The sequence below is a fragment of the Pedobacter sp. KH_004 genome (assembly GCF_057840755.1).
In genome coordinates, this window is the sequence record NZ_CM174519.1 from 552,882 (window position 1) to 570,632 (window position 17,751).

A 17,751-nucleotide genomic window follows, 5' to 3' on the forward strand; every position below is an offset into this window, starting at 1 on the left:
CATTAAATGGAAAATCAATACGGTATTTGTAGAATTGCAGTAGCTCCTTTGAGGGATGAACCATCAGATAGAGCAGAAATAGTTTCGCAGTTATTGTTCGGCGAACATGTAGAAGTTATTGGAAAAGATGATAGATGGTGGCTTGTAAAAAATGGCTACGATGGCTACGAAGGCTGGATGGATTTTAGGCAATTGGCTGCAATTTCGCAAACACAATTTGTAGAAATGAATAGTTGTGAATTATTGGCTCCCTTAAGTTTCGATAATGTTTTAACAGCTGCCGATGGTAGTGTTTATCATTTGAGCCCGGCGAGTAATATCCCATGTTTGGCTGATGGCTATTGTTTTGCTGGCCAAGAAAAATTTAAGGTCAACTTTGAGCCTCATGATACATCGAAGACAGATTTTAAAACAGAAATCGAATCCACAGCTAAATTTTTCCAGAATATCCCTTATTTATGGGGTGGCCGTAACCTTTTCGGTTTCGATTGTTCTGGATTTGTACAAACTGTTTTTAAAATGTTAAATATTAAGTTAAACCGAGATGCCTCACAGCAAGCAGAACAAGGCGAATTGGTTGGATTTTTAGCAGAAGTTAAACCTGGTGATGTCGCTTTCTTTGATAATGCTGAGGGTAAAATTACACACGTGGGTATTATGCTGAGTCCGAATGAAATTATCCACTCATCAGCAAAAGTTAAAATTGATCCAATTGATGATCAAGGGATTTTTAATAGAGAATTAGGCGTTTACAGCCATAAGTTGCGAATTATTAAAAGGTTTGTGGCATAAATGATAGGGTCGCACCATAATGCAAACTGATTTATGGTAGCACCTTTTCCAGTTTTAATTGACACTACTTAAATTAGGATTAGATTTCCATCTCCCAAATCATCACTTTTCTGTCATCTCCCGTAGAAATTAGATATTTTCCGTTTTTGCTCCAAATGATTTTATTGATAGAATGGGTATGTCCAAATTCTCCTTTTTCTAAATTTAAAATTTTATAGAGTTTAAAGTTTTCAGCATCCCAAAGTTTAATGCTTTTATCTTGGCTGCTCGTAGCAAAATAGGGAAGGGTTGGATGAAAGACAATATTATAAATCGTAAACATGTGCGCTGGAATGGTTTGTACCAATTCGTAATTGGGTAAGCTCCATATTTTCAATTGTGCATCTCGGCTTCCGGAAATCAAATATTTTCCATTAGGATGATAAGCTAAAGTAGTAACGGGTAACGAATGACCTTCCAAAGCTTGTTTTAAACTGTAATCCGCCAAATTGTAAATCCTTATTAAATGGTCTTTACAGCCAAAGGCGATTTCCGTTTCATCTGGTGAAATTGCAATGCACCTAACTGTATCATAAGCGACTTGAAACCGATAGATTTCCGAATAATCATTTAGCGACCAAACTGCAACCGAACCATCTTCACCTGTAGTTAATAATTCATTTTTGCTTTTGGCTAGTTGGATATCAAAAATTGGTTTCGGATGTGCGTTAATTCTTATAACTATTTCCTGTTTAGTTAAATCATAAACACTAAATGCGCCACTTCTTTCGCCAATAAATAACAAATTATTATAGCTAAGTAAACTATAAACCGAACTTTGTACAGGTGTTTTTACCTTTACGAAGGCCATGTTTTTTAACGACCATTCTACAACTCCTTTGTCATTTCCTGCGCTATAGAAAATACCATTCTCATCAGCATTTGCTAAAGCATAAACAGGATTTTGATGACCAGGAAAGGTGTGGAGATGTTTAAGCATATTCGAGTTATGGGTTGCATGTTACGAGTTACAGGTTAGGATTTAGATTAGGCAATTTGCCCCAAAAACTTGTAACCCGTAACTCGTTGCCTTATTTATGTCTGCTTTCTAGTTTCTTAGCAATATCTTTAATCGATAAACCTTTTTCTTTCAATAAAAAAGTCAGGTGGAAAATTAAGTCAGCTGCTTCGCCAATTAAATCCGCTTCAGTTTCTGCCAATGCGGCGATAACAGTTTCTACACCTTCTTCGCCAACTTTCTGCGCTATTTTATTCAAGCCTTTGCTGCGCATTTTATTGATGTATGAGCCTTCAACAGGGTTTTCATATCTATCATTGATAATATTCTCCAACTCAAAAATGAAGTTCTGGTTGTAATCTGTTTTAAAACAACTTCTACTTCCAGTGTGGCAAGTTGGACCAAGCGGATTGGCTTTGATTAATATCGTATCGTTATCACAATCTATATGAATAGATTTTACAAAAAGAAAATTGCCACTTTCTTCGCCCTTGGTCCATAATCGGTTTTTAGAGCGAGAATAGAAAGTTACTTTTCCTTCAGTTTGGGTTTTTTCAAATGCTTCGGCATTCATGTAACCCAACATTAGCACTTCTAATGTTTGCTCATCTTGTATCACTACGGGGACCAAGCCATCACTCTTACTAAAGTCTATATTCATTTGTTTAAATCTTTAACTGGATTTGTCATCCTGAGCAACGAAGAATCTCATTTTGTGAATTCTTAAATGAGGTTCTTCACTGCGTTCAAAATGACAAAAAATTATATCCTAACAGGAATTCCATTCCTCTTTAATTCTTGTTTCAAATCTGGAATTAATATTTCACCATAATGAAATACCGAAGCGGCTAATGCAGCATCGACACCGGCTTTTTGAAAAACTTCTGTAAAATGTTCCGTTTTTCCCGCTCCGCCAGATGCGATGATTGGTATGTTAATCATTTGGTTTATCTTGCTTAACAAGTTGCAGTCAAAACCAGCTTTTGTGCCATCATGGTCCATAGAAGTCAATAAAATTTCTCCGGCACCTAGATCTTCCGCTTTTTTGATCCAGGCTTCCGTTTCTAGTTCGGTTATCAATCTTCCTCCATTTAAATGAACAATGTTTTTGCCATCAATATGTTTAGTATCAACTGCTAAAACCACAAATTGAACCCCGAAGGTTTTGGCTAAATCTTCTATTAACTGTGGGTTTTTTACTGCTGCAGAATTGATACTAATCTTATCAGCACCAGCATTTAACAAGGCTTCAGCATCTGCAATTTCGGTTATACCGCCACCAATAGTAAAAGGAATGTTCAATTGTCTGGCAACCGATTTCACCATCTCAATCATCGTTTTACGACGTTCGTGAGTAGCGGTGATATCTAAAAAAACCAGTTCATCTGCACCTTGCTGCGCATATTGGGCTGCAAGTTCTACCGGGTCGCCAGCATCGCGTAAATCAACAAAGTTTACACCTTTTACTGTGCGCCCGTCTTTAACGTCTAAACAGGGGATTATTCTTTTACTCAGCATTTGTTTGAGTTTTCGTCATTGCTTGCATGCGAGGCACGAAGCAATCCTAAAGCACTTAGCTATCGCTGTAAGATTGCTTCGTGCCTAGCAATGACGAGTGTGTTAAATTTTATCTTTTCTTCTAGATGCAATTGTTATTAAAACTAAGGCAATTATAAAAGTCGGTATACAGAGAAGGAAGCACCACAGTCCACTAACTCCCATAAACTTTGTATAATTACCTACATATGTAAACATGTGCATTCCCCATAGAAACATTACGAAGCTAATAGGTATTAATATTAACCCAATAATTAACAGCTTCTTTGAGTTCATTCACTTATATACTACTCAACATCTTCAAATTCCAGTCTTTAATCTGCTCAATTGTAATTCTATCTTCGTAAATGGCTTTTCCGACAACAACGCTCCTAATAGGGTATTTAGCTAATTCATGAATATCTTCCATTGAACTAACACCGCCTGATGCAATTAACTTAATCATCGGAGAATGTTCTAACAATTTTTTGTACAAATCGACAGCCGCTCCACCTAATTTTCCGTCTTTGCTGATGTCTGTACATAAAAAACGAAAGAAACCAAGCGCCAAGCATTTATCAACGTAATCCATTAATTTAATCGGCGAACTTTCCATCCAGCCTGAGTATTTGATTACTTCGTCCAAAACATCAATGGCAATCACAATACGGTTTGCATAGTTGTCTTTTTTTGCAAAAGCTTCGCTCAATTCCTGTAAAAAGTCGGGATTGGTAATCGCTTGCGTACCTACAATCACACGGTGAATTCCTGCATCAAGCAAGTTAGTTACCTGCTCGATTGTACGGATTCCACCGCCGTACTGCACTTTCATTTCGGTTTTTTTAATGATCTCGAAAAGTGATTTCTGGTTGCTGAAATCACCTTTTGCACCATTCAAATCAATGATATGGATAAAATCAGTTCCATTTGAACGATATTTTTCTATCATATCGGCAATAGAAATATCATACTCGGTTTTCTGATTGTAATCGCCTTCTCGCAGGCGGACTACTTTTCCGTCCAAAATATCAATTGCAGGAATTATATACATTTTTTTTTAGTTAAAAGTTGAACGTGAAAAGTTATATAAATATGAGCCATTCCTCAACTTAAGTTTGAAAAATTTTTTAATATCTGTTCGCCAGCTTTTCCCGATTTCTCCGGATGGAACTGAACGCCGTAAAAGTTATCTTTTTTTACTGCTGCCGAAAATTTTAGTCCATAGTTGGCAGAGGCGATGTCAAAAGTAGGGTTATATTCAATAAAGTACGAATGAACAAAGTAAAATTGTGCATTATCTTCAACACCCTCAAACAATAAATTGTTTTTATGCTCAACATCATTCCAGCCCATATGTGGAATCTTGATTTGCAATGCCTTATCAAACTTTTTAGTCTTCACTGGTACAATATCCAATAGTTCTGCATCTCCTTCTTCTGAATGTTCGGTAATGAGTTGCATGCCTACACAGATTCCAAGTACAGGTTTTTTTAACGCTTTTATGGCGCTTACTAAACCGGTTTGTTCCAGTTTTTTCATTGCTGCACCCGCATGGCCAACCCCAGGGATGATAATGTGACTGTATTTATCTAAATCAGTCTCCGTATTTACCATTCCGTAAGTGATGTTTTGCCTTTCTAAAGCTGCGGTTAAAGAAAAAATATTCCCCGCTCCGTAGTTCACTATTCCAATCATAATCAATTAGGATTAAAGAATAAATAACAAAGAGTAAAGATAATTATCATTTTTCTTTGTTGGTTTATCCTTATTCATTTACAATACACCCTTTGTACTCGGTAAAACCATTTTCTCTGCATCACGTTTAACCGCCATTTTAATTGCTTTTGCAAAAGCTTTAAATATAGCTTCAATTTTGTGATGTTCGTTTTCGCCTTCTGCTTTGATGTTTAAATTACATTTCGCAGCGTCGCTAAAAGATTTGAAGAAGTGGTAAAACATCTCCGTCGGCATATCGCCAACTTTTTCACGTTTGAATTCAGCATCCCAAACAATCCAGTTGCGGCCACCAAAATCAATGGCAACCTGGGCCAAGCAATCATCCATCGGGAGGCAGAAGCCATAACGTTCTATGCCCAATTTATTGCCTAGTCCTTGAGCAAAAGCTTCGCCAAGTGCTATTCCAGTATCTTCAATAGTATGGTGTTCGTCAATATGTAAATCACCTTTGGCGATTACTTCCAAATCTACACTGCCATGTCTGGCTATTTGATCGAGCATATGATCGAAAAAGTTTAAACCCGTTTCAATTTTAGCCTTCCCTGTGCCATCCAAGTCCAGATTAATGGTAATATCGGTTTCGTTGGTTTTGCGAACGTGGTTAATTTTTCTGCTGCCTGCTTTTAAGAGATTATAGACATCTTCCCATTTTTGCGTTTCCAGGATAATGATGTCAAGCAAGGTTTCATGTTTATCTAAAGCTTCTGTAGACCCGAGTGCATCATTCTGGCGGAGAAAAATAGCTTTCGCTCCTAAATTTTTGGCCAGTACAACATCATTCAACCTATCTCCAATCACGTATGAGTGTTGCAAATCGTAATCGCCATTTAAATACTTGGTAAGTAAAGCCGTTCCGGGTTTGCGGGTAGGGGCATTATCCTTCGCGAAAGTTCTATCAATAATAATTTCACTAAAATTTACACCTTCTCCTGCAAAAGTATCCAGCATGAAATTATGGATTGGCCAAAAATTTTCTTCTGGATTTGATGGTGTTCCCAATCCATCCTGATTCGTTACCATCACCAATTCGTAATCCATCTCTGCTGCAATTTTGGATAGGTAGTACAACGACCGTGGATAAAATTTCAGCTTTGCAAAATTATCTACCTGCTCATCTTCCGGTTCGATATTTAAGGTTCCGTCTCGATCTATAAATAATACTTTCTTCATCTTTTTATTTCGTTTTCAAAATGGATAGTAGTTTATCATTTTCTTCTCTTGTTCCAACGGTAATTCTTAAACAACCTTCGCACAAAGTCACTTTCGAACGGTCGCGAACGATAACGCCTTTATCAACCAAACTATCATAAATTTGAGTAGCGTCCGTCACTTCCACGAGTATAAAATTTGCATCAGATGGATAGACTTTTTTAACAATATCTAACGTATTCAAATCAGCGGAAAGACGGTCTCTTTCGGTAACAGATTCTTTGATCCAATCGTTAACTTGTGCAATATTTTTCAAGGCCTCAAAAGCTAAATCTTGCGTGGCTTGATTGATGTTGTAAGGTGGTTTAATTTTGTTCAAAACGTCAATCACTTTTCGCGACGAAAACGCCATTCCCAAACGCAAAGCTGCAAGCCCCCAGGCCTTCGAAAAAGTTTGTAAAACTACCAGGTTTGCATACTCGGTTAGCTCCTGAATAAAGGTCTTTTGGCGAGCATAATTTATGTAGGCTTCATCAACCACAACGATGCCTTTAAAGTTGGCTAAAATTGTTTCAATATCTTCGCGGTTTATCGAATTTCCTGTCGGATTATTTGGTGAACAAATGAAGATTAATTTTGTGTTTTTATCAATCGTTTCTGCAATCTTTTCCATGTCTAATTGGAAATTCGGCAGCAAGCTGACTTTGCGAATTTCGACATCATTTATATTTGCAGAAACTTCATACATGCCATACGTTGGCGGAAGAACGATCACATTGTCTTTTCCTGGGTTACAAAAGGCTCGGAAAAGCAAATCTATCGCTTCATCACTTCCATTGCCTAAAAAGGTATTTTCAATAGGCACGCCTTTTATCTTACTAATGGCATCTTTTAAATCCAATTGTAGTGGATCTGGGTAGCGATTATAATTTGCGGGTAGGGGAGAACCATAGCTGTTCTCATTGGCATCCAAAAATACAGATGCTTGTCCTTTAAACTCATCTCTGGCAGTAGAATATGGTTTAAGGTTTTTTATATTTTCTCTTACTAATTCGTTAATGTCCATGTTATTTCTGTGTGATAGATAAAGGAGCAAGGGCCAAAGATGAATGACTTGGTATTTAAGCCTTAGTTCTACTTTTTGCTTTAAATCTTTGTTTTTAATCCTTGTTCTTTGATCTTATTGTAATCGCATTCTTATGTGCCTGCAAGCCTTCGGCAGCTGCAAGTGTTTCAACAGTATTTCCAATGTTCTCTAATCCATTGACCGACAAATGCTGAAAGGTTATCTTTTTAAGAAAAGCATCAGTTGACACACCCGAATACGCTTTAGCAAAGCCACTTGTAGGTAGAGTATGATTTGTTCCTGATGCATAATCACCAGCACTCTCTGGAGTAAAGTTTCCTAAAAATACCGAACCAGCGTTGATTATCAATGGAATAAGGTTCTCAAAATTGCTTGTAGCTAAAATCAAGTGTTCCGGCGCATATTCATTGGAAAATTCCATTGCAGCATCTAAATTATCGACTAAAACAACGTAAGAATTTTCAATAGCTTTCGCTGCAATATCCTTTCTAGGTAAATCAGATAATTGTTTTTGAAGTTCTTGAAGAGTATCAGCTATTATATCACTTGAGATAGAAACTAAAATTGACTGACTATCAACTCCATGTTCAGCTTGAGCTAGTAAGTCGGCGGCAACAAATGACGGATTGGCAGTATCATCAGCAATCACTAAAACCTCTGATGGGCCTGCGGGCATGTCTATTGCAACCTTATTTTGAACCATCGTTTTTGCTGTTGTCACGTATCGGTTTCCTGGACCAAATATCTTATAAACTTGGGGCACAGTTTCTGTTCCGAAAGCCATTGCGGCAACAGCTTGGGCACCACCAATCAGATAGATTTTCTCGATACCTAGAAGCACAGCACAATAGGCAAGGTAACAATTCGTTTTGCCGTCGCTTTGTGGGGGTGAGCACACTACGATTTCTTTGCTGCCAGCAATTATTGCAGGGGTAGCCAGCATCAAGAAAGTGCTCGGTAAAACTGCAGTGCCACCTGGAATGTAGAGGCCTACCTTTTCAATTGCCCTGGATTCTCGCCAGCAAACCACTCCAGGCATTGTTTCAATTCTATCTTCAGTTTTTAGTTGCGATTGGTGAAAAGTTTTGATGTTGTGATAAGCTGTTTCAATTGCTTGTTTCGCATCCGCAGGAATGGTTGATGCAATGACTTTCAATTCTTCTGCATCTAAATAAAGCTTTTCTAATTCTACTTTATCAAATGCTTTGGCGAAATTAAAGAGTGCTTTATCTCCATCACTTTTAACCGTTTTAATGATATCTACAACGCGTTCTTCAACCAATTTGTCGTCTTCAATTTGTCTCGAACACAATTCCTTGATCTTTGATGTAGATAAATCTTTATAATTGTAGACTTTCAAGGTGTTATGATTTTAAATTAACTAATAGTTAATATGTAATTAGGTGTTTTTTGTGCTATTTTAAGTGATAATTTTTTCAATTGGCATCACTAAAATTCCCTCGGCTCCAGCGGCTTTTAGGCTATTGATTTTCTCCCAAAAATCTTCTTCAGCAATTACAGAATGAACAGCAACCCAGTTGGGTTCGAACAAGGGAACTATTGTCGGGCTTTTAACACCTGGTAATAAATCGACAACTTTTTGCAGGTTATCTTTCGATACATTAAGCACCACATATTTATTAGATTTTGCGCTCAAAACCGAACGGATTCTCTGTAGCAATTCTGCAACTTCTGGGTTATCTGAAATCGATTTATTTCCAATTAAAACTGCCTCGGATTGCATCACATCTGCGAATGGTTTTAGTCCATTACTTTTAAGAGTTCCGCCAGTAGAAACGATGTCAAAAATGGCATCACTCAAGCCTAAACCGGGGCCAATTTCTACCGAACCAGAGATGGTTCTGATATCAGATTTTATTCCTTTTTCTGTTAAGAATTTTTCAAGAATTACCGGGTAAGAAGTAGCGATGGCTTTGCCATTTAAATCATCCAAATTTTGAATTTGGCTACCGGTTTGAACTGCAATTTTTAGGGTGCATTTTCCAAAGCCAAGCTTTTGTAAATACTCAACTTTAGCCTGGGTTTCAGTGATCACATTTTCGCCAACAATACCTAAATCGGCAATGCCATCCTGAACGTATTCTGGAATATCATCATCGCGAAGAAAAAGAATTTCTAATGGAAAATTTTGAACAGTTGATATTAATGAACTCTTGTAGTTTTCGAAAGAAAGACCACAATTTTTTAATATTTCTACGGACTTTTCGTTTAACCTACCCGATTTTTGGATAGCAATTTTTAGTGTTTTCAAAGTATTGAATATAGAATGAACAGGAAATAATTTTACGGAAAAAAAGTTTTGAAGTACAAAACAAACATATCATATCGCCTATCGGCGATGGTGTAAATGTAAGTGATGGTTCAAAGTTAAATTCATATATTTATTTCTGCCAGTATCAATACTTTAGCTGATATGCATTGGCAAATATAACGTTTGCATCGGTAAATCAAAAAATAATGGCACTTAATTTGCCTCATTTGCATTTTTATAATTGCTGTTGCTCACTTATTACACTAAAAATTCGACGCTTTGAAAAACTTTCGCTTTCTTTTTATCCCTATAATTATTTGTATATCTGCCTGTGGATGGTTTAAACAGCCACCAGAGATTGGCAAAGTGCTATCGGAACATTTTAAAAATAAGATTTATAAAGATTTTGATACTGTTGCTTTCGATAGCGTGTTTGTTTCCACTATGAATAGTTTATCAGAATTATTTGTAAATCCTAAAACTATTAAAGCTTATTATACTTCCACGACTAATGAGCCAAAATTGGTTACAAAATTCTACACCGATGGCGAATTAGATTCACTAGTTGCGTACTTAGAAAATAGTAAGGTGCACGGGTTTAATCCAAAAATATTCAAAACTGAAGAAATAAAAGGTTTATTAGCTGAATTAGCGACTAACAAATTTAAAAATGTTGAGGAAACCTATCCGGTAATTGCGAAACTGGAATTATTATCTGCTAATGCCTACCTTAATTATAATAATTATTTAAAATACGGTGTTGTAAACCCTCGCAATATTTTCTCCAGATATTATATTAAAGTAAAACGGCCAGATAGTTTGGGGATGACAAAGCTTCTGGCTTCTGAAAGTTTAATTGATACCTTACGTATAGTCCAGCCGAAATCACCCCAATATAGAGCTTTACAAGAGGCATACTTAAAGGCCGATGCATTGGATGAAAAACGTATTTTGCTTTTGAATATGGAGCGTTTTCGTTGGAAAATGCCTGAGACCGGCGACAATTACGTCCAGGTAAACATTCCTGATTTTAAACTTACCTGGTTTGATAAGCAAGATACTGTAATCTCGATGAAAGTTTGCGTGGGTGGTAAACGCGAAAATGGTTACGACGAGAAGTTGAAGGCTTTTGCCAAATCTGGAAATTTAGATGATAAGCCTAAAAACCATGAAACCCCATTGTTGTTTAGTAAAATTAATTCTATACAGGCCAACCCGGTTTGGAATATTCCCGTGAGTATTGCGCAAAGCGAAATTTATTGGATGGCCAGAAAGGATCCCTACTATCTATCAAACAGCAACATTAACGTTTACTATAAAGATAAACTTATTGGCGAGCCAGATACGATAAACTGGAGCAGATACTCACGCGATAAACTTCCTTTCAAGTTTAAGCAAGGTTCGGGCGGTGGTAATGCTTTAGGGAAATTTAAGTTTATATTCGATAATAGCTCCAGCATCTATCTTCACGATACAAATAACAAGAACGGTTTTAACTTAACAAATAGAGCAATTAGCCATGGTTGCGTTCGTGTAGAAAAGCCACTTGAGTTTGCCGAAAGATTGGTTGGTGATGGTTATATCTATGATAAACTTAGGGCGGAGGTAGATTTGCCGCCGGTTGACAGTACGCATAACAAATGGTACAAAAAGCGCATGGCCGCGAAAGCCGACACCACGAAAGCATTTAAACTTAAACCAGCTTGGTTTGGTCCAAAAAAACCAGTGCCATTAATTATTACTTATTTCACTGCCTGGGCTCAGAACAATAAAATAGAATATCGCCCTGATGTTTATCAAATGGACGAAAAGCTTTGGGTATCCATGAAAAAGTATAGGTTGTAGCTCAAAATTTACAACATTTTTGAGTAGGAAATTTGCAATTAAAATCCAAAATAATATATTTGTTAGGAAACATTTAAACAGATAAACCCGGTTACAGGATGTAAAAATTAGCGCTCAACCCTTGTCGCTGTAACCAATTCTATCTCTACTTATTTTATTACGATTGTTTGTGTCGGTTTTAATCCGATTCGATCTTTTCAGCGTCTCGCTGCATTTTTATGTAGCTGAGTGTCCCGTACATCTCATTTTTTACAACATAAAACATCAAAAACTAAATTTAACAATGGCTATTAATTTACAAAAAGGACAAAAAATCAATATCGGATTATCTAAAATTACTTTGGGTTTAGGCTGGGATCCAAATGAAGGTACTGGCTATGATTTTGATTTGGATGCTTCGGCTTTTATGATTGATGGAAACCGATTAATTCCTGTGGAAGAGTACTTCATTTTCTATGGCAATACAGATTCACCTGATCTTGCATTACACCATACAGGCGATGATCCGACAGGAGGAAATAGTGCTACAGGCGATGATGAAAGTATTCAGGTTGATTTGTCGAAGGTTGATACCAATATCCAGGAGATTCTTTTTGTAGTAACCATCCATGATGCCATTACCCGTAAACAAAATTATGGGCAAGTTAGAAATTCATATATCCGAATAGTTGATGATAGCACAGGTGAAGAAGTGGCAAAATATGAGTTGGGCGAAGATTTTTCTATTGAAACTGGTGTAGAATTTGGCAGACTTTATAAACGTGAAGGTAAATGGAAATTCGAAGCTTCAGGAATCGGGTATCGTGAAGATTTATCGTTCTTTTTATCAAAATATTTCAAAGGTCAAATTATAAAATAAATTAACAACGCTCTGTATGGCTATTAACTTAGTAAAAGGTCAAACTATTGATCTCCGAAAAAATGATAAAGGAGAATCTTTCGACTTATCAAAAGTGACGATGGGTTTGGGGTGGGATGTCCGACAAAAAAACACAGGCTTTTTAGGGAAACTTTTTGGTCCAAAAGAGGACGAGTTCGATTTAGATGCCATTGCTTTTCTGCTTGATGGAAACGATAAGCTTATGAATTTGGGCAGAACCGTTAATCAAAACGGCCGTCAGATTGGTCTTTTCGAAGGAGATGTTATTTTCTTTAACTCCATGAGACATCCATCGGGTAATATTTGGCTAACTGGTGATAACAGAACAGGAGCGGGAGATGGCGATGATGAACAGATTATTGTTAAACTAGATGCCTTGGATCCCATTTATCAAAAGATTGTTTTTGTAGTTTCGATTTATCAAGGGAGGCAGAACAACCAACATTTTAGCATGGTTGAAAATGCCTTTATCAGAGCTGTTGATGCAAAAGGGAAAGAAATTACTAGATACAGCCTTTCTGGAGATGCTTCGTTAAATGGTATGTGTACAATGGTTTTTGCTGAGGCTTATCGTAAAGATGATGGCTGGAAATTTCGAGCCATTGGAGAGCCTCATCCAACAGACAGCTTTTTGGAAGTTTTGAAAAAATACGCGAACTAAATAGATTTTATTCACAAATTCAGCAAAGATAACTTCAAGCTAAAATACAACCAAATATGGCAATTAACCTGCAAAAGGGGCAACGAGAATCAATTAGTGCTCCACAATTTACAGTCGGATTAGGCTGGGATACCAATAGTTCATCAACCGGTAGTAGCTTCGATTTAGATACCTCGATTTTCGTATTAGGTGAAAATAAAAGATTACTATCTGACGCTCATTTCGTATTCTACAATAATTTGAAAACGCCAGATGGGGCGGTAGAACACACTGGTGATAATTTAACTGGTGATGGCGATGGTGATGATGAACAAATAAAAGTTGACCTCTCAAAAATTGCAGCAACTGCTGCCGAAATCTGTATTGTGGTAACCATTCACGATGCTGAAAACAGGCGACAAAATTTTGGACAAATCAGAAATTCTTATATCCGAATATTCGATGGTACCAAAACCGAGATACTTAAATATGAGTTGGAAGAAGATTTCTCAATCGAAACAGCGGTAGAATTTGGAAGGATTTATAAACGAAATAGCGAATGGAAATTTGAGGCCGTAGGTGCCGGGATGAAAGATGGGCTTGAATTTTTCTTGAGTAAGTACAACTAAAACTAAACTAAAGGATGGCTATTAATTTATCAAAAGGGCAGAAAATTGATCTAAGTAAAGAAACCGGTGCAAAACTCACTGGTTTCTGCGTAGGCGTTAATTGGGGCGCAATAGAAACAAAAGGATTTCTCGGTTTATCTACCAATAAGCAAAGCGTAGATTTAGATTTAAGTTGCATTCTAATCGATGAGAACAACAATTTGTGTGATCATATCTACTCGCCGCTGTACAATATTGATTTCTTACAGCAATTTGGTTTGCCAAAAGGGAAATTGGTTTCATTGGATGGTGCTTTGAGGCATACTGGCGATGACTTGCAAGGAGATTCTGGTGGCGATGATGGATTGGATAATGAGATTATTACAGTCGATTTAGCTAAATTGACCCAAAAGTTTCTAAAATATTTTTGTTTTTGAATAATGTTGGGAAAGAGGATTTCTCTCAAATTCCATATTCAAAAATTAGAATGTACGAAGGTACACCTACGCAGGTGAAAGAAGTTTTTGCGTCATACAACGTTTCTGCCGAACAAAGTTATGCAGGTAAAAAAGCGCTGATTTTAGGCAACTTGTACAAACGTAATGATGAATGGAAATTCGATGCCATCGGCGATCCGACACCTGACACGTTTTTAGGGCAAACCATTCATTTAATCAGTAAATCTTATTTGTAATGAACATTAAAAATATAGAGGGTTTATCTGGCGATCAAATTAGGAGTTTGGTAGCGCAGGGCGGAAAATTTGTAATGTATAAATATTGCATCTCAGTAGTGGTGATGACATTCAATAACCCATCTGATTTCCATTTTATCCATCCCGGTAAAATTAGGGTAGGGCCTGGTTTAGGGCATTTGTTTACCAACTTTTTCTTAGGATGGTGGGGAATTACATGGGGCCCGGTTTATACTATACAAAATATTTATACTATTTTAAGTGGAGGAAAAGATTATACTGCCGAAAATATGTCGCATATAAACCGAAACGATCCTACTTATGGTACAGGAACTGGTTACAATATTCCTGGACAAAATAATAATGGTAGTACTTACAATGTGCCAAATAATAGCAACGAAACCGCCAGCACTTACCATATTCCTCAATAATTTTATATGAGAAGATTACCCGTTTACCTGCTGCTAGATACATCAGGTTCGATGAGTGGAGAGCCTATAGAAGCCGTTAAAAATGGAGTTCAGTTGATGATTAGTTCCTTAAGACGAAATCCTCAAGCCATCGAAACCGCTTTTTTAAGTGTGATCACCTTTGATAGTGTTGCACAACAAATCATTCCGCTCACCGATTTGGCATCTTTCCAAATGGTCGACTTAAAAGCTACTGGAGTTACGGCTTTAGGCGAAGCTTTACGATTGGTTTCCAACAGAATTGAAAATGAAGTAGCCAAAACTACAACCGAACAAAAAGGAGATTGGAAGCCATTAGTTTTTATCATGACCGATGGCGTACCAACCGATGATTGGTTGCCAGGTTTGGCTGAATTTAAGAAGCAAAAAGTCGCTTTCACTGTTGCCTGCGCAGCAGGGTCGGGAGCAGATACCGCTGTGCTTAAACAAATCACAGATAATGTTGTAAGTTTAGATACAGCAGATTCTGCGAGTATTGGTAAGTTCTTTCAATGGGTAACGGCTTCAATTGGTGTAACCTCTACAAAAGTCGAAGATGCAGGGAAGGAAATTAGTTTGTTGAAAGAACTTCCTCCGCCACCATCTGAATTGAATATCGTTGTTTAACAGAAAATTATGAGAAGACTACCCGTTTACTTTCTAATTGATACTTCGGGATCCATGTATGGAGAGCCGATACAGGCTTTGAACAACGCCTTAAGTGGGATGATTAATACTTTGAGGACAGATGCACAGGCACTGGATTCGCTTTGGATTTCGATGATCACTTTCGATCGTGAGGTACAAGAAATCGTTTCTTTAACCGAATTAGCTTCTTTTCAGCTTCCTGAAATTACTTGTCCGCAAAGTGGCCCAACCCATACAGGCCAGGCTTTGGATATGTTATATGACAAAGTTCAAAATGATCTGATCAAAGGGAATTCTGCGCAAAAGGGAGATTGGAAGCCGCTTTTATTTCTCTTCACTGATGGAAAACCTAGTGATCTGCAGTTGTATCGCGAAATGGTGCCGAAAATAAAATCATTAAACTTCGGCGCAATTGTTGGCTGTGCTGCCGGACATTCTGCAAATGATGCACTTCTAAAAGAACTCACACCTGATGTTGTTCATTTGGATACTGCCGACAGTTCTACACTGAAGCAGTTTTTTAAATGGGTTTCAGAAACCATCGAACAAGGTAACAAAAGCCAAGGAACGGGAGAAAGTGTTGCACTACCGCCCCCACCAAGTGAAATAACAATGGTAATCTAAATGGACGTACTCGGCATAATCAGTTTAGCAATTACCATCATTGGTTTTATTGTTAAAATATCCTCAGGTGGAGAAGACCATGATGTTCCCGCACAACACAGCTACAACGAACCGCTTGATCCTTTTCAGGATGGTACTTTAGATGGAATAGTAAATTGCTATGAAACTTTTAGCGTTGATAAATTAAATATGCATCACGTTGAACGTACTTTGAGAAATAGCCATCATACGAAATTTAGTTTATTGGCTACCCGTTTGGCGGGCAACTGCTTGTACTTAAGCGTCGGATTTGTAGATGTTTTTGATCGCAAAACCAAAACCGGAGAAATGAAGGGAGTCCATAATGATGTGGTTACTTACTTTTCTGTCAACCATTTAGGAGATAGCAAAAATATACTTATTTATGGCTGTTCCAGCTGTAAGGAACGTGTGCAGGATAGCTACAAAATCATTGCTGGCGAAATCCGGAAAGCCATTTTTGTATGATTTTAGCCTTCAGGATTTTTCTAAATATTTTAATAGTCTGGCTGTTTTTATATTCGAAATTGTTACCCCATAAGGATAAGCTAAATAGCAGATATAAAAGTGCATTTAATTTTTTCCAAGGTATTTTTCAGCCTGTTCTTAATTTTCTAAAAACCTTTATAAACCCATATCAAGTAGGGCAAGGCTTGGCGGTTGATATGACTCAGATTATATTGCTGATAATACTCTTGCTGATAAACAACTATTTTTAATATGAGAAGATTACCCATTTATTTTTTAATAGATATTTCCGAATCGATGGTTGGAGACCAAATCCAGCAGGTTGAAGAAGGTATGGCGACTATCATAAAAGCCATAAAAACTGATCCTTTTGCCATTGAAACCGTATGGATTTCGATTATTGTTTTTGCAGGCCAGGCAAAAACGTTAGTGCCATTGCAGGAAGTGGTGAGTTTTTACCCGCCAAAATTTCCAATTGGCGGTGGCACTTCATTAAGTAAGGGCTTGGGGCATTTAATGTACCAGATGCGGAAAGATATTGTAAAAACTACCATGGAACAAAAGGGGGATTGGAAACCTATAGTATTTTTGTTTACCGATGGGGTCCCCACAGATGATACTAAAACAGCAATTTCTGAGTGGAAGCAAAACTGGCAACGTACGGCAAACATGGTGGCCATTTCATTTGGCGATAGCACGGACACCCGAGTGCTATCCGAACTAACAGAAAATGTACTGCACTTTAAAAATGCCACCAGCGAAGATTACAACAAGTTTTTCAGATGGGTAACTGACTCCATTAAAACGAGTAGTATCAGTGTAGAAAATAATGAATCGGGCTTTGAACTGGCTAAGATGGATGGCGATACACTTTCAAAAATTGATATTTCAAAAGCACCAGTAAATACGCAGTATATCGATAATAATTATGTAGTGTTATCGGCCAAATGCCAAAACACAAAACGTCCATATTTGATGAAATACCGAAAGGTAATGAATGAATCGGGCTTTGAAGGCTTGGATTTACAAACACAAGCTTACCGTCTGGTGGGCGGCTTTCAAGTTGATAATTCTTACTATGAGTACTGCGATGAAAGTGCCGTACAGCAAAAAGTGAATAGCGAAGAGTTGATTGGAGCACCCGCTTGTCCGTGTTGTGGCAATCAGTTTGGATTGGCAGTTTGTGTATGCCAAAAAATTCATTGTATCGGCAACGAACCCATGAGTACTTGCCCTTGGTGTGGTAATTTTGGTAGTTATGGATATGGAGAAGGTGGCTTTGATGTAGGAAGAGCACAGGGTTAATC

Annotated in this window: 19 protein-coding genes and 1 pseudogene; 11 read left to right on the top strand and 9 right to left on the bottom strand. The window is 37.4% G+C overall.

The features are described 5' to 3' along the window. Positions 1 to 6 precede the first annotated feature (6 nt). On the top strand, positions 7 to 792 hold the full coding sequence (locus tag AC3ITD_RS02565; RefSeq protein ID WP_489363716.1) for a C40 family peptidase: 786 nt from the start codon (positions 7 to 9) through the stop codon (positions 790 to 792). Between the two features lie 79 nt (positions 793 to 871). Here AC3ITD_RS02565 and AC3ITD_RS02570 read toward each other — a convergent pair whose 3' ends face one another. From AC3ITD_RS02570 to hisG, 9 genes are all read right to left on the bottom strand, one after another. Further along, positions 872 to 1,771: a WD40 repeat domain-containing protein gene (locus AC3ITD_RS02570; protein WP_489363717.1), complete on the bottom strand. Its 900-nt coding sequence runs from the start codon at positions 1,769 to 1,771 to the stop codon at positions 872 to 874. 91 nt (positions 1,772 to 1,862) lie between these two features. Next, on the bottom strand, positions 1,863 to 2,450 hold the full coding sequence (gene hisIE / locus AC3ITD_RS02575; RefSeq protein WP_489363719.1) for a bifunctional phosphoribosyl-AMP cyclohydrolase/phosphoribosyl-ATP diphosphatase HisIE: 588 nt from the start codon (positions 2,448 to 2,450) through the stop codon (positions 1,863 to 1,865). Between the two features lie 101 nt (positions 2,451 to 2,551). Beyond that, positions 2,552 to 3,307 (bottom strand): imidazole glycerol phosphate synthase subunit HisF, encoded by a 756-nt coding sequence (gene hisF, locus AC3ITD_RS02580; RefSeq protein WP_489363721.1) that lies wholly within the window; start codon positions 3,305 to 3,307, stop codon positions 2,552 to 2,554. 319 nt (positions 3,308 to 3,626) lie between these two features. Next, positions 3,627 to 4,376, bottom strand: a complete 750-nt coding sequence (hisA, locus tag AC3ITD_RS02585) for a 1-(5-phosphoribosyl)-5-[(5-phosphoribosylamino)methylideneamino]imidazole-4-carboxamide isomerase (RefSeq protein ID WP_489363723.1) — start codon at positions 4,374 to 4,376, stop codon at positions 3,627 to 3,629. 53 nt (positions 4,377 to 4,429) lie between these two features. Beyond that, positions 4,430 to 5,020 (bottom strand): imidazole glycerol phosphate synthase subunit HisH, encoded by a 591-nt coding sequence (gene hisH / locus AC3ITD_RS02590; protein WP_489363725.1) that lies wholly within the window; start codon positions 5,018 to 5,020, stop codon positions 4,430 to 4,432. A gap of 78 nt (positions 5,021 to 5,098) precedes the next feature. Beyond that, positions 5,099 to 6,232: a bifunctional histidinol-phosphatase/imidazoleglycerol-phosphate dehydratase HisB gene (gene hisB / locus AC3ITD_RS02595; protein WP_489363727.1), complete on the bottom strand. Its 1,134-nt coding sequence runs from the start codon at positions 6,230 to 6,232 to the stop codon at positions 5,099 to 5,101. Between the two features lie 4 nt (positions 6,233 to 6,236). Further along, complete coding sequence (gene hisC / locus AC3ITD_RS02600; RefSeq protein ID WP_489363729.1) at positions 6,237 to 7,277, bottom strand: histidinol-phosphate transaminase; 1,041 nt, start codon at positions 7,275 to 7,277, stop codon at positions 6,237 to 6,239. A 94-nt stretch (positions 7,278 to 7,371) separates the two neighbouring features. Next, a complete protein-coding gene (gene hisD / locus AC3ITD_RS02605) occupies positions 7,372 to 8,658 on the bottom strand; it encodes a histidinol dehydrogenase (RefSeq protein ID WP_489363731.1) in 1,287 nt (428 codons plus the stop codon). A gap of 60 nt (positions 8,659 to 8,718) precedes the next feature. Further along, entirely contained in the window at positions 8,719 to 9,570 is an 852-nt protein-coding gene (gene hisG, locus AC3ITD_RS02610) for an ATP phosphoribosyltransferase (RefSeq protein ID WP_489363733.1), read from the bottom strand. A 279-nt stretch (positions 9,571 to 9,849) separates the two neighbouring features. Between hisG and AC3ITD_RS02615 the strand changes: the two genes are divergently transcribed. The 10 genes and pseudogenes from AC3ITD_RS02615 to AC3ITD_RS02660 all read left to right on the top strand — a co-directional run bounded on the left by AC3ITD_RS02615 (position 9,850) and on the right by AC3ITD_RS02660 (position 17,749). Further along, the gene (locus AC3ITD_RS02615) at positions 9,850 to 11,415 is read left to right on the top strand and encodes a L,D-transpeptidase family protein (protein WP_489363735.1); all 1,566 of its coding nucleotides are present in this window, start codon (positions 9,850 to 9,852) and stop codon (positions 11,413 to 11,415) included. A gap of 283 nt (positions 11,416 to 11,698) precedes the next feature. Next, positions 11,699 to 12,274, top strand: coding sequence for a TerD family protein (locus tag AC3ITD_RS02620; RefSeq protein ID WP_489363737.1), 576 nt, complete (start codon positions 11,699 to 11,701; stop codon positions 12,272 to 12,274). A 16-nt stretch (positions 12,275 to 12,290) separates the two neighbouring features. Next, positions 12,291 to 12,956, top strand: a complete 666-nt coding sequence (locus AC3ITD_RS02625; RefSeq protein ID WP_489363739.1) for a TerD family protein — start codon at positions 12,291 to 12,293, stop codon at positions 12,954 to 12,956. A gap of 56 nt (positions 12,957 to 13,012) precedes the next feature. Continuing rightward, positions 13,013 to 13,564, top strand: a complete 552-nt coding sequence (locus AC3ITD_RS02630) for a TerD family protein (RefSeq protein ID WP_489363741.1) — start codon at positions 13,013 to 13,015, stop codon at positions 13,562 to 13,564. A gap of 14 nt (positions 13,565 to 13,578) precedes the next feature. Then, positions 13,579 to 14,237: pseudogene (locus AC3ITD_RS02635) on the top strand (TerD family protein). Continuing rightward, complete coding sequence (locus tag AC3ITD_RS02640; protein WP_489363743.1) at positions 14,237 to 14,668, top strand: hypothetical protein; 432 nt, start codon at positions 14,237 to 14,239, stop codon at positions 14,666 to 14,668. Before AC3ITD_RS02635 ends, AC3ITD_RS02640 begins: the two are co-directional and overlap by 1 nt. A gap of 6 nt (positions 14,669 to 14,674) precedes the next feature. Further along, positions 14,675 to 15,313 (top strand): vWA domain-containing protein, encoded by a 639-nt coding sequence (locus AC3ITD_RS02645; protein WP_489363744.1) that lies wholly within the window; start codon positions 14,675 to 14,677, stop codon positions 15,311 to 15,313. Between the two features lie 9 nt (positions 15,314 to 15,322). After that, positions 15,323 to 15,958, top strand: coding sequence for a vWA domain-containing protein (locus tag AC3ITD_RS02650; RefSeq protein WP_489363746.1), 636 nt, complete (start codon positions 15,323 to 15,325; stop codon positions 15,956 to 15,958). After that, entirely contained in the window at positions 15,959 to 16,444 is a 486-nt protein-coding gene (locus tag AC3ITD_RS02655; RefSeq protein WP_489363748.1) for a hypothetical protein, read from the top strand. It begins immediately after the preceding gene. A 252-nt stretch (positions 16,445 to 16,696) separates the two neighbouring features. Next, positions 16,697 to 17,749: a TerY-C metal binding domain-containing protein gene (locus AC3ITD_RS02660; protein WP_489363750.1), complete on the top strand. Its 1,053-nt coding sequence runs from the start codon at positions 16,697 to 16,699 to the stop codon at positions 17,747 to 17,749. The last annotated feature ends 2 nt before the right edge of the window (positions 17,750 to 17,751 follow it).

Excerpts from the sequence above, each read along its gene's own strand:
- AC3ITD_RS02570 (WP_489363717.1), bottom strand. The coding sequence starts at position 1,771 with ATGCTTAAACATCTCCACACCTTTCCTGGTCATCAAAATCCTGTTTAT.
- hisB (WP_489363727.1), bottom strand. The coding sequence starts at position 6,232 with ATGAAGAAAGTATTATTTATAGATCGAGACGGAACCTTAAATATCGAA.
- hisIE (WP_489363719.1), bottom strand. The coding sequence starts at position 2,450 with ATGAATATAGACTTTAGTAAGAGTGATGGCTTGGTCCCCGTAGTGATA.
- AC3ITD_RS02625 (WP_489363739.1), top strand. The coding sequence starts at position 12,291 with ATGGCTATTAACTTAGTAAAAGGTCAAACTATTGATCTCCGAAAAAAT.
- AC3ITD_RS02645 (WP_489363744.1), top strand. The coding sequence starts at position 14,675 with ATGAGAAGATTACCCGTTTACCTGCTGCTAGATACATCAGGTTCGATG.
- AC3ITD_RS02640 (WP_489363743.1), top strand. The coding sequence starts at position 14,237 with ATGAACATTAAAAATATAGAGGGTTTATCTGGCGATCAAATTAGGAGT.
- AC3ITD_RS02565 (WP_489363716.1), top strand. The coding sequence starts at position 7 with ATGGAAAATCAATACGGTATTTGTAGAATTGCAGTAGCTCCTTTGAGG.
- AC3ITD_RS02660 (WP_489363750.1), top strand. The coding sequence starts at position 16,697 with ATGAGAAGATTACCCATTTATTTTTTAATAGATATTTCCGAATCGATG.
- AC3ITD_RS02655 (WP_489363748.1), top strand. The coding sequence starts at position 15,959 with ATGGACGTACTCGGCATAATCAGTTTAGCAATTACCATCATTGGTTTT.
- AC3ITD_RS02650 (WP_489363746.1), top strand. The coding sequence starts at position 15,323 with ATGAGAAGACTACCCGTTTACTTTCTAATTGATACTTCGGGATCCATG.
- AC3ITD_RS02620 (WP_489363737.1), top strand. The coding sequence starts at position 11,699 with ATGGCTATTAATTTACAAAAAGGACAAAAAATCAATATCGGATTATCT.
- hisH (WP_489363725.1), bottom strand. The coding sequence starts at position 5,020 with ATGATTGGAATAGTGAACTACGGAGCGGGGAATATTTTTTCTTTAACC.
- hisC (WP_489363729.1), bottom strand. The coding sequence starts at position 7,277 with ATGGACATTAACGAATTAGTAAGAGAAAATATAAAAAACCTTAAACCA.
- AC3ITD_RS02630 (WP_489363741.1), top strand. The coding sequence starts at position 13,013 with ATGGCAATTAACCTGCAAAAGGGGCAACGAGAATCAATTAGTGCTCCA.
- hisA (WP_489363723.1), bottom strand. The coding sequence starts at position 4,376 with ATGTATATAATTCCTGCAATTGATATTTTGGACGGAAAAGTAGTCCGC.
- hisF (WP_489363721.1), bottom strand. The coding sequence starts at position 3,307 with ATGCTGAGTAAAAGAATAATCCCCTGTTTAGACGTTAAAGACGGGCGC.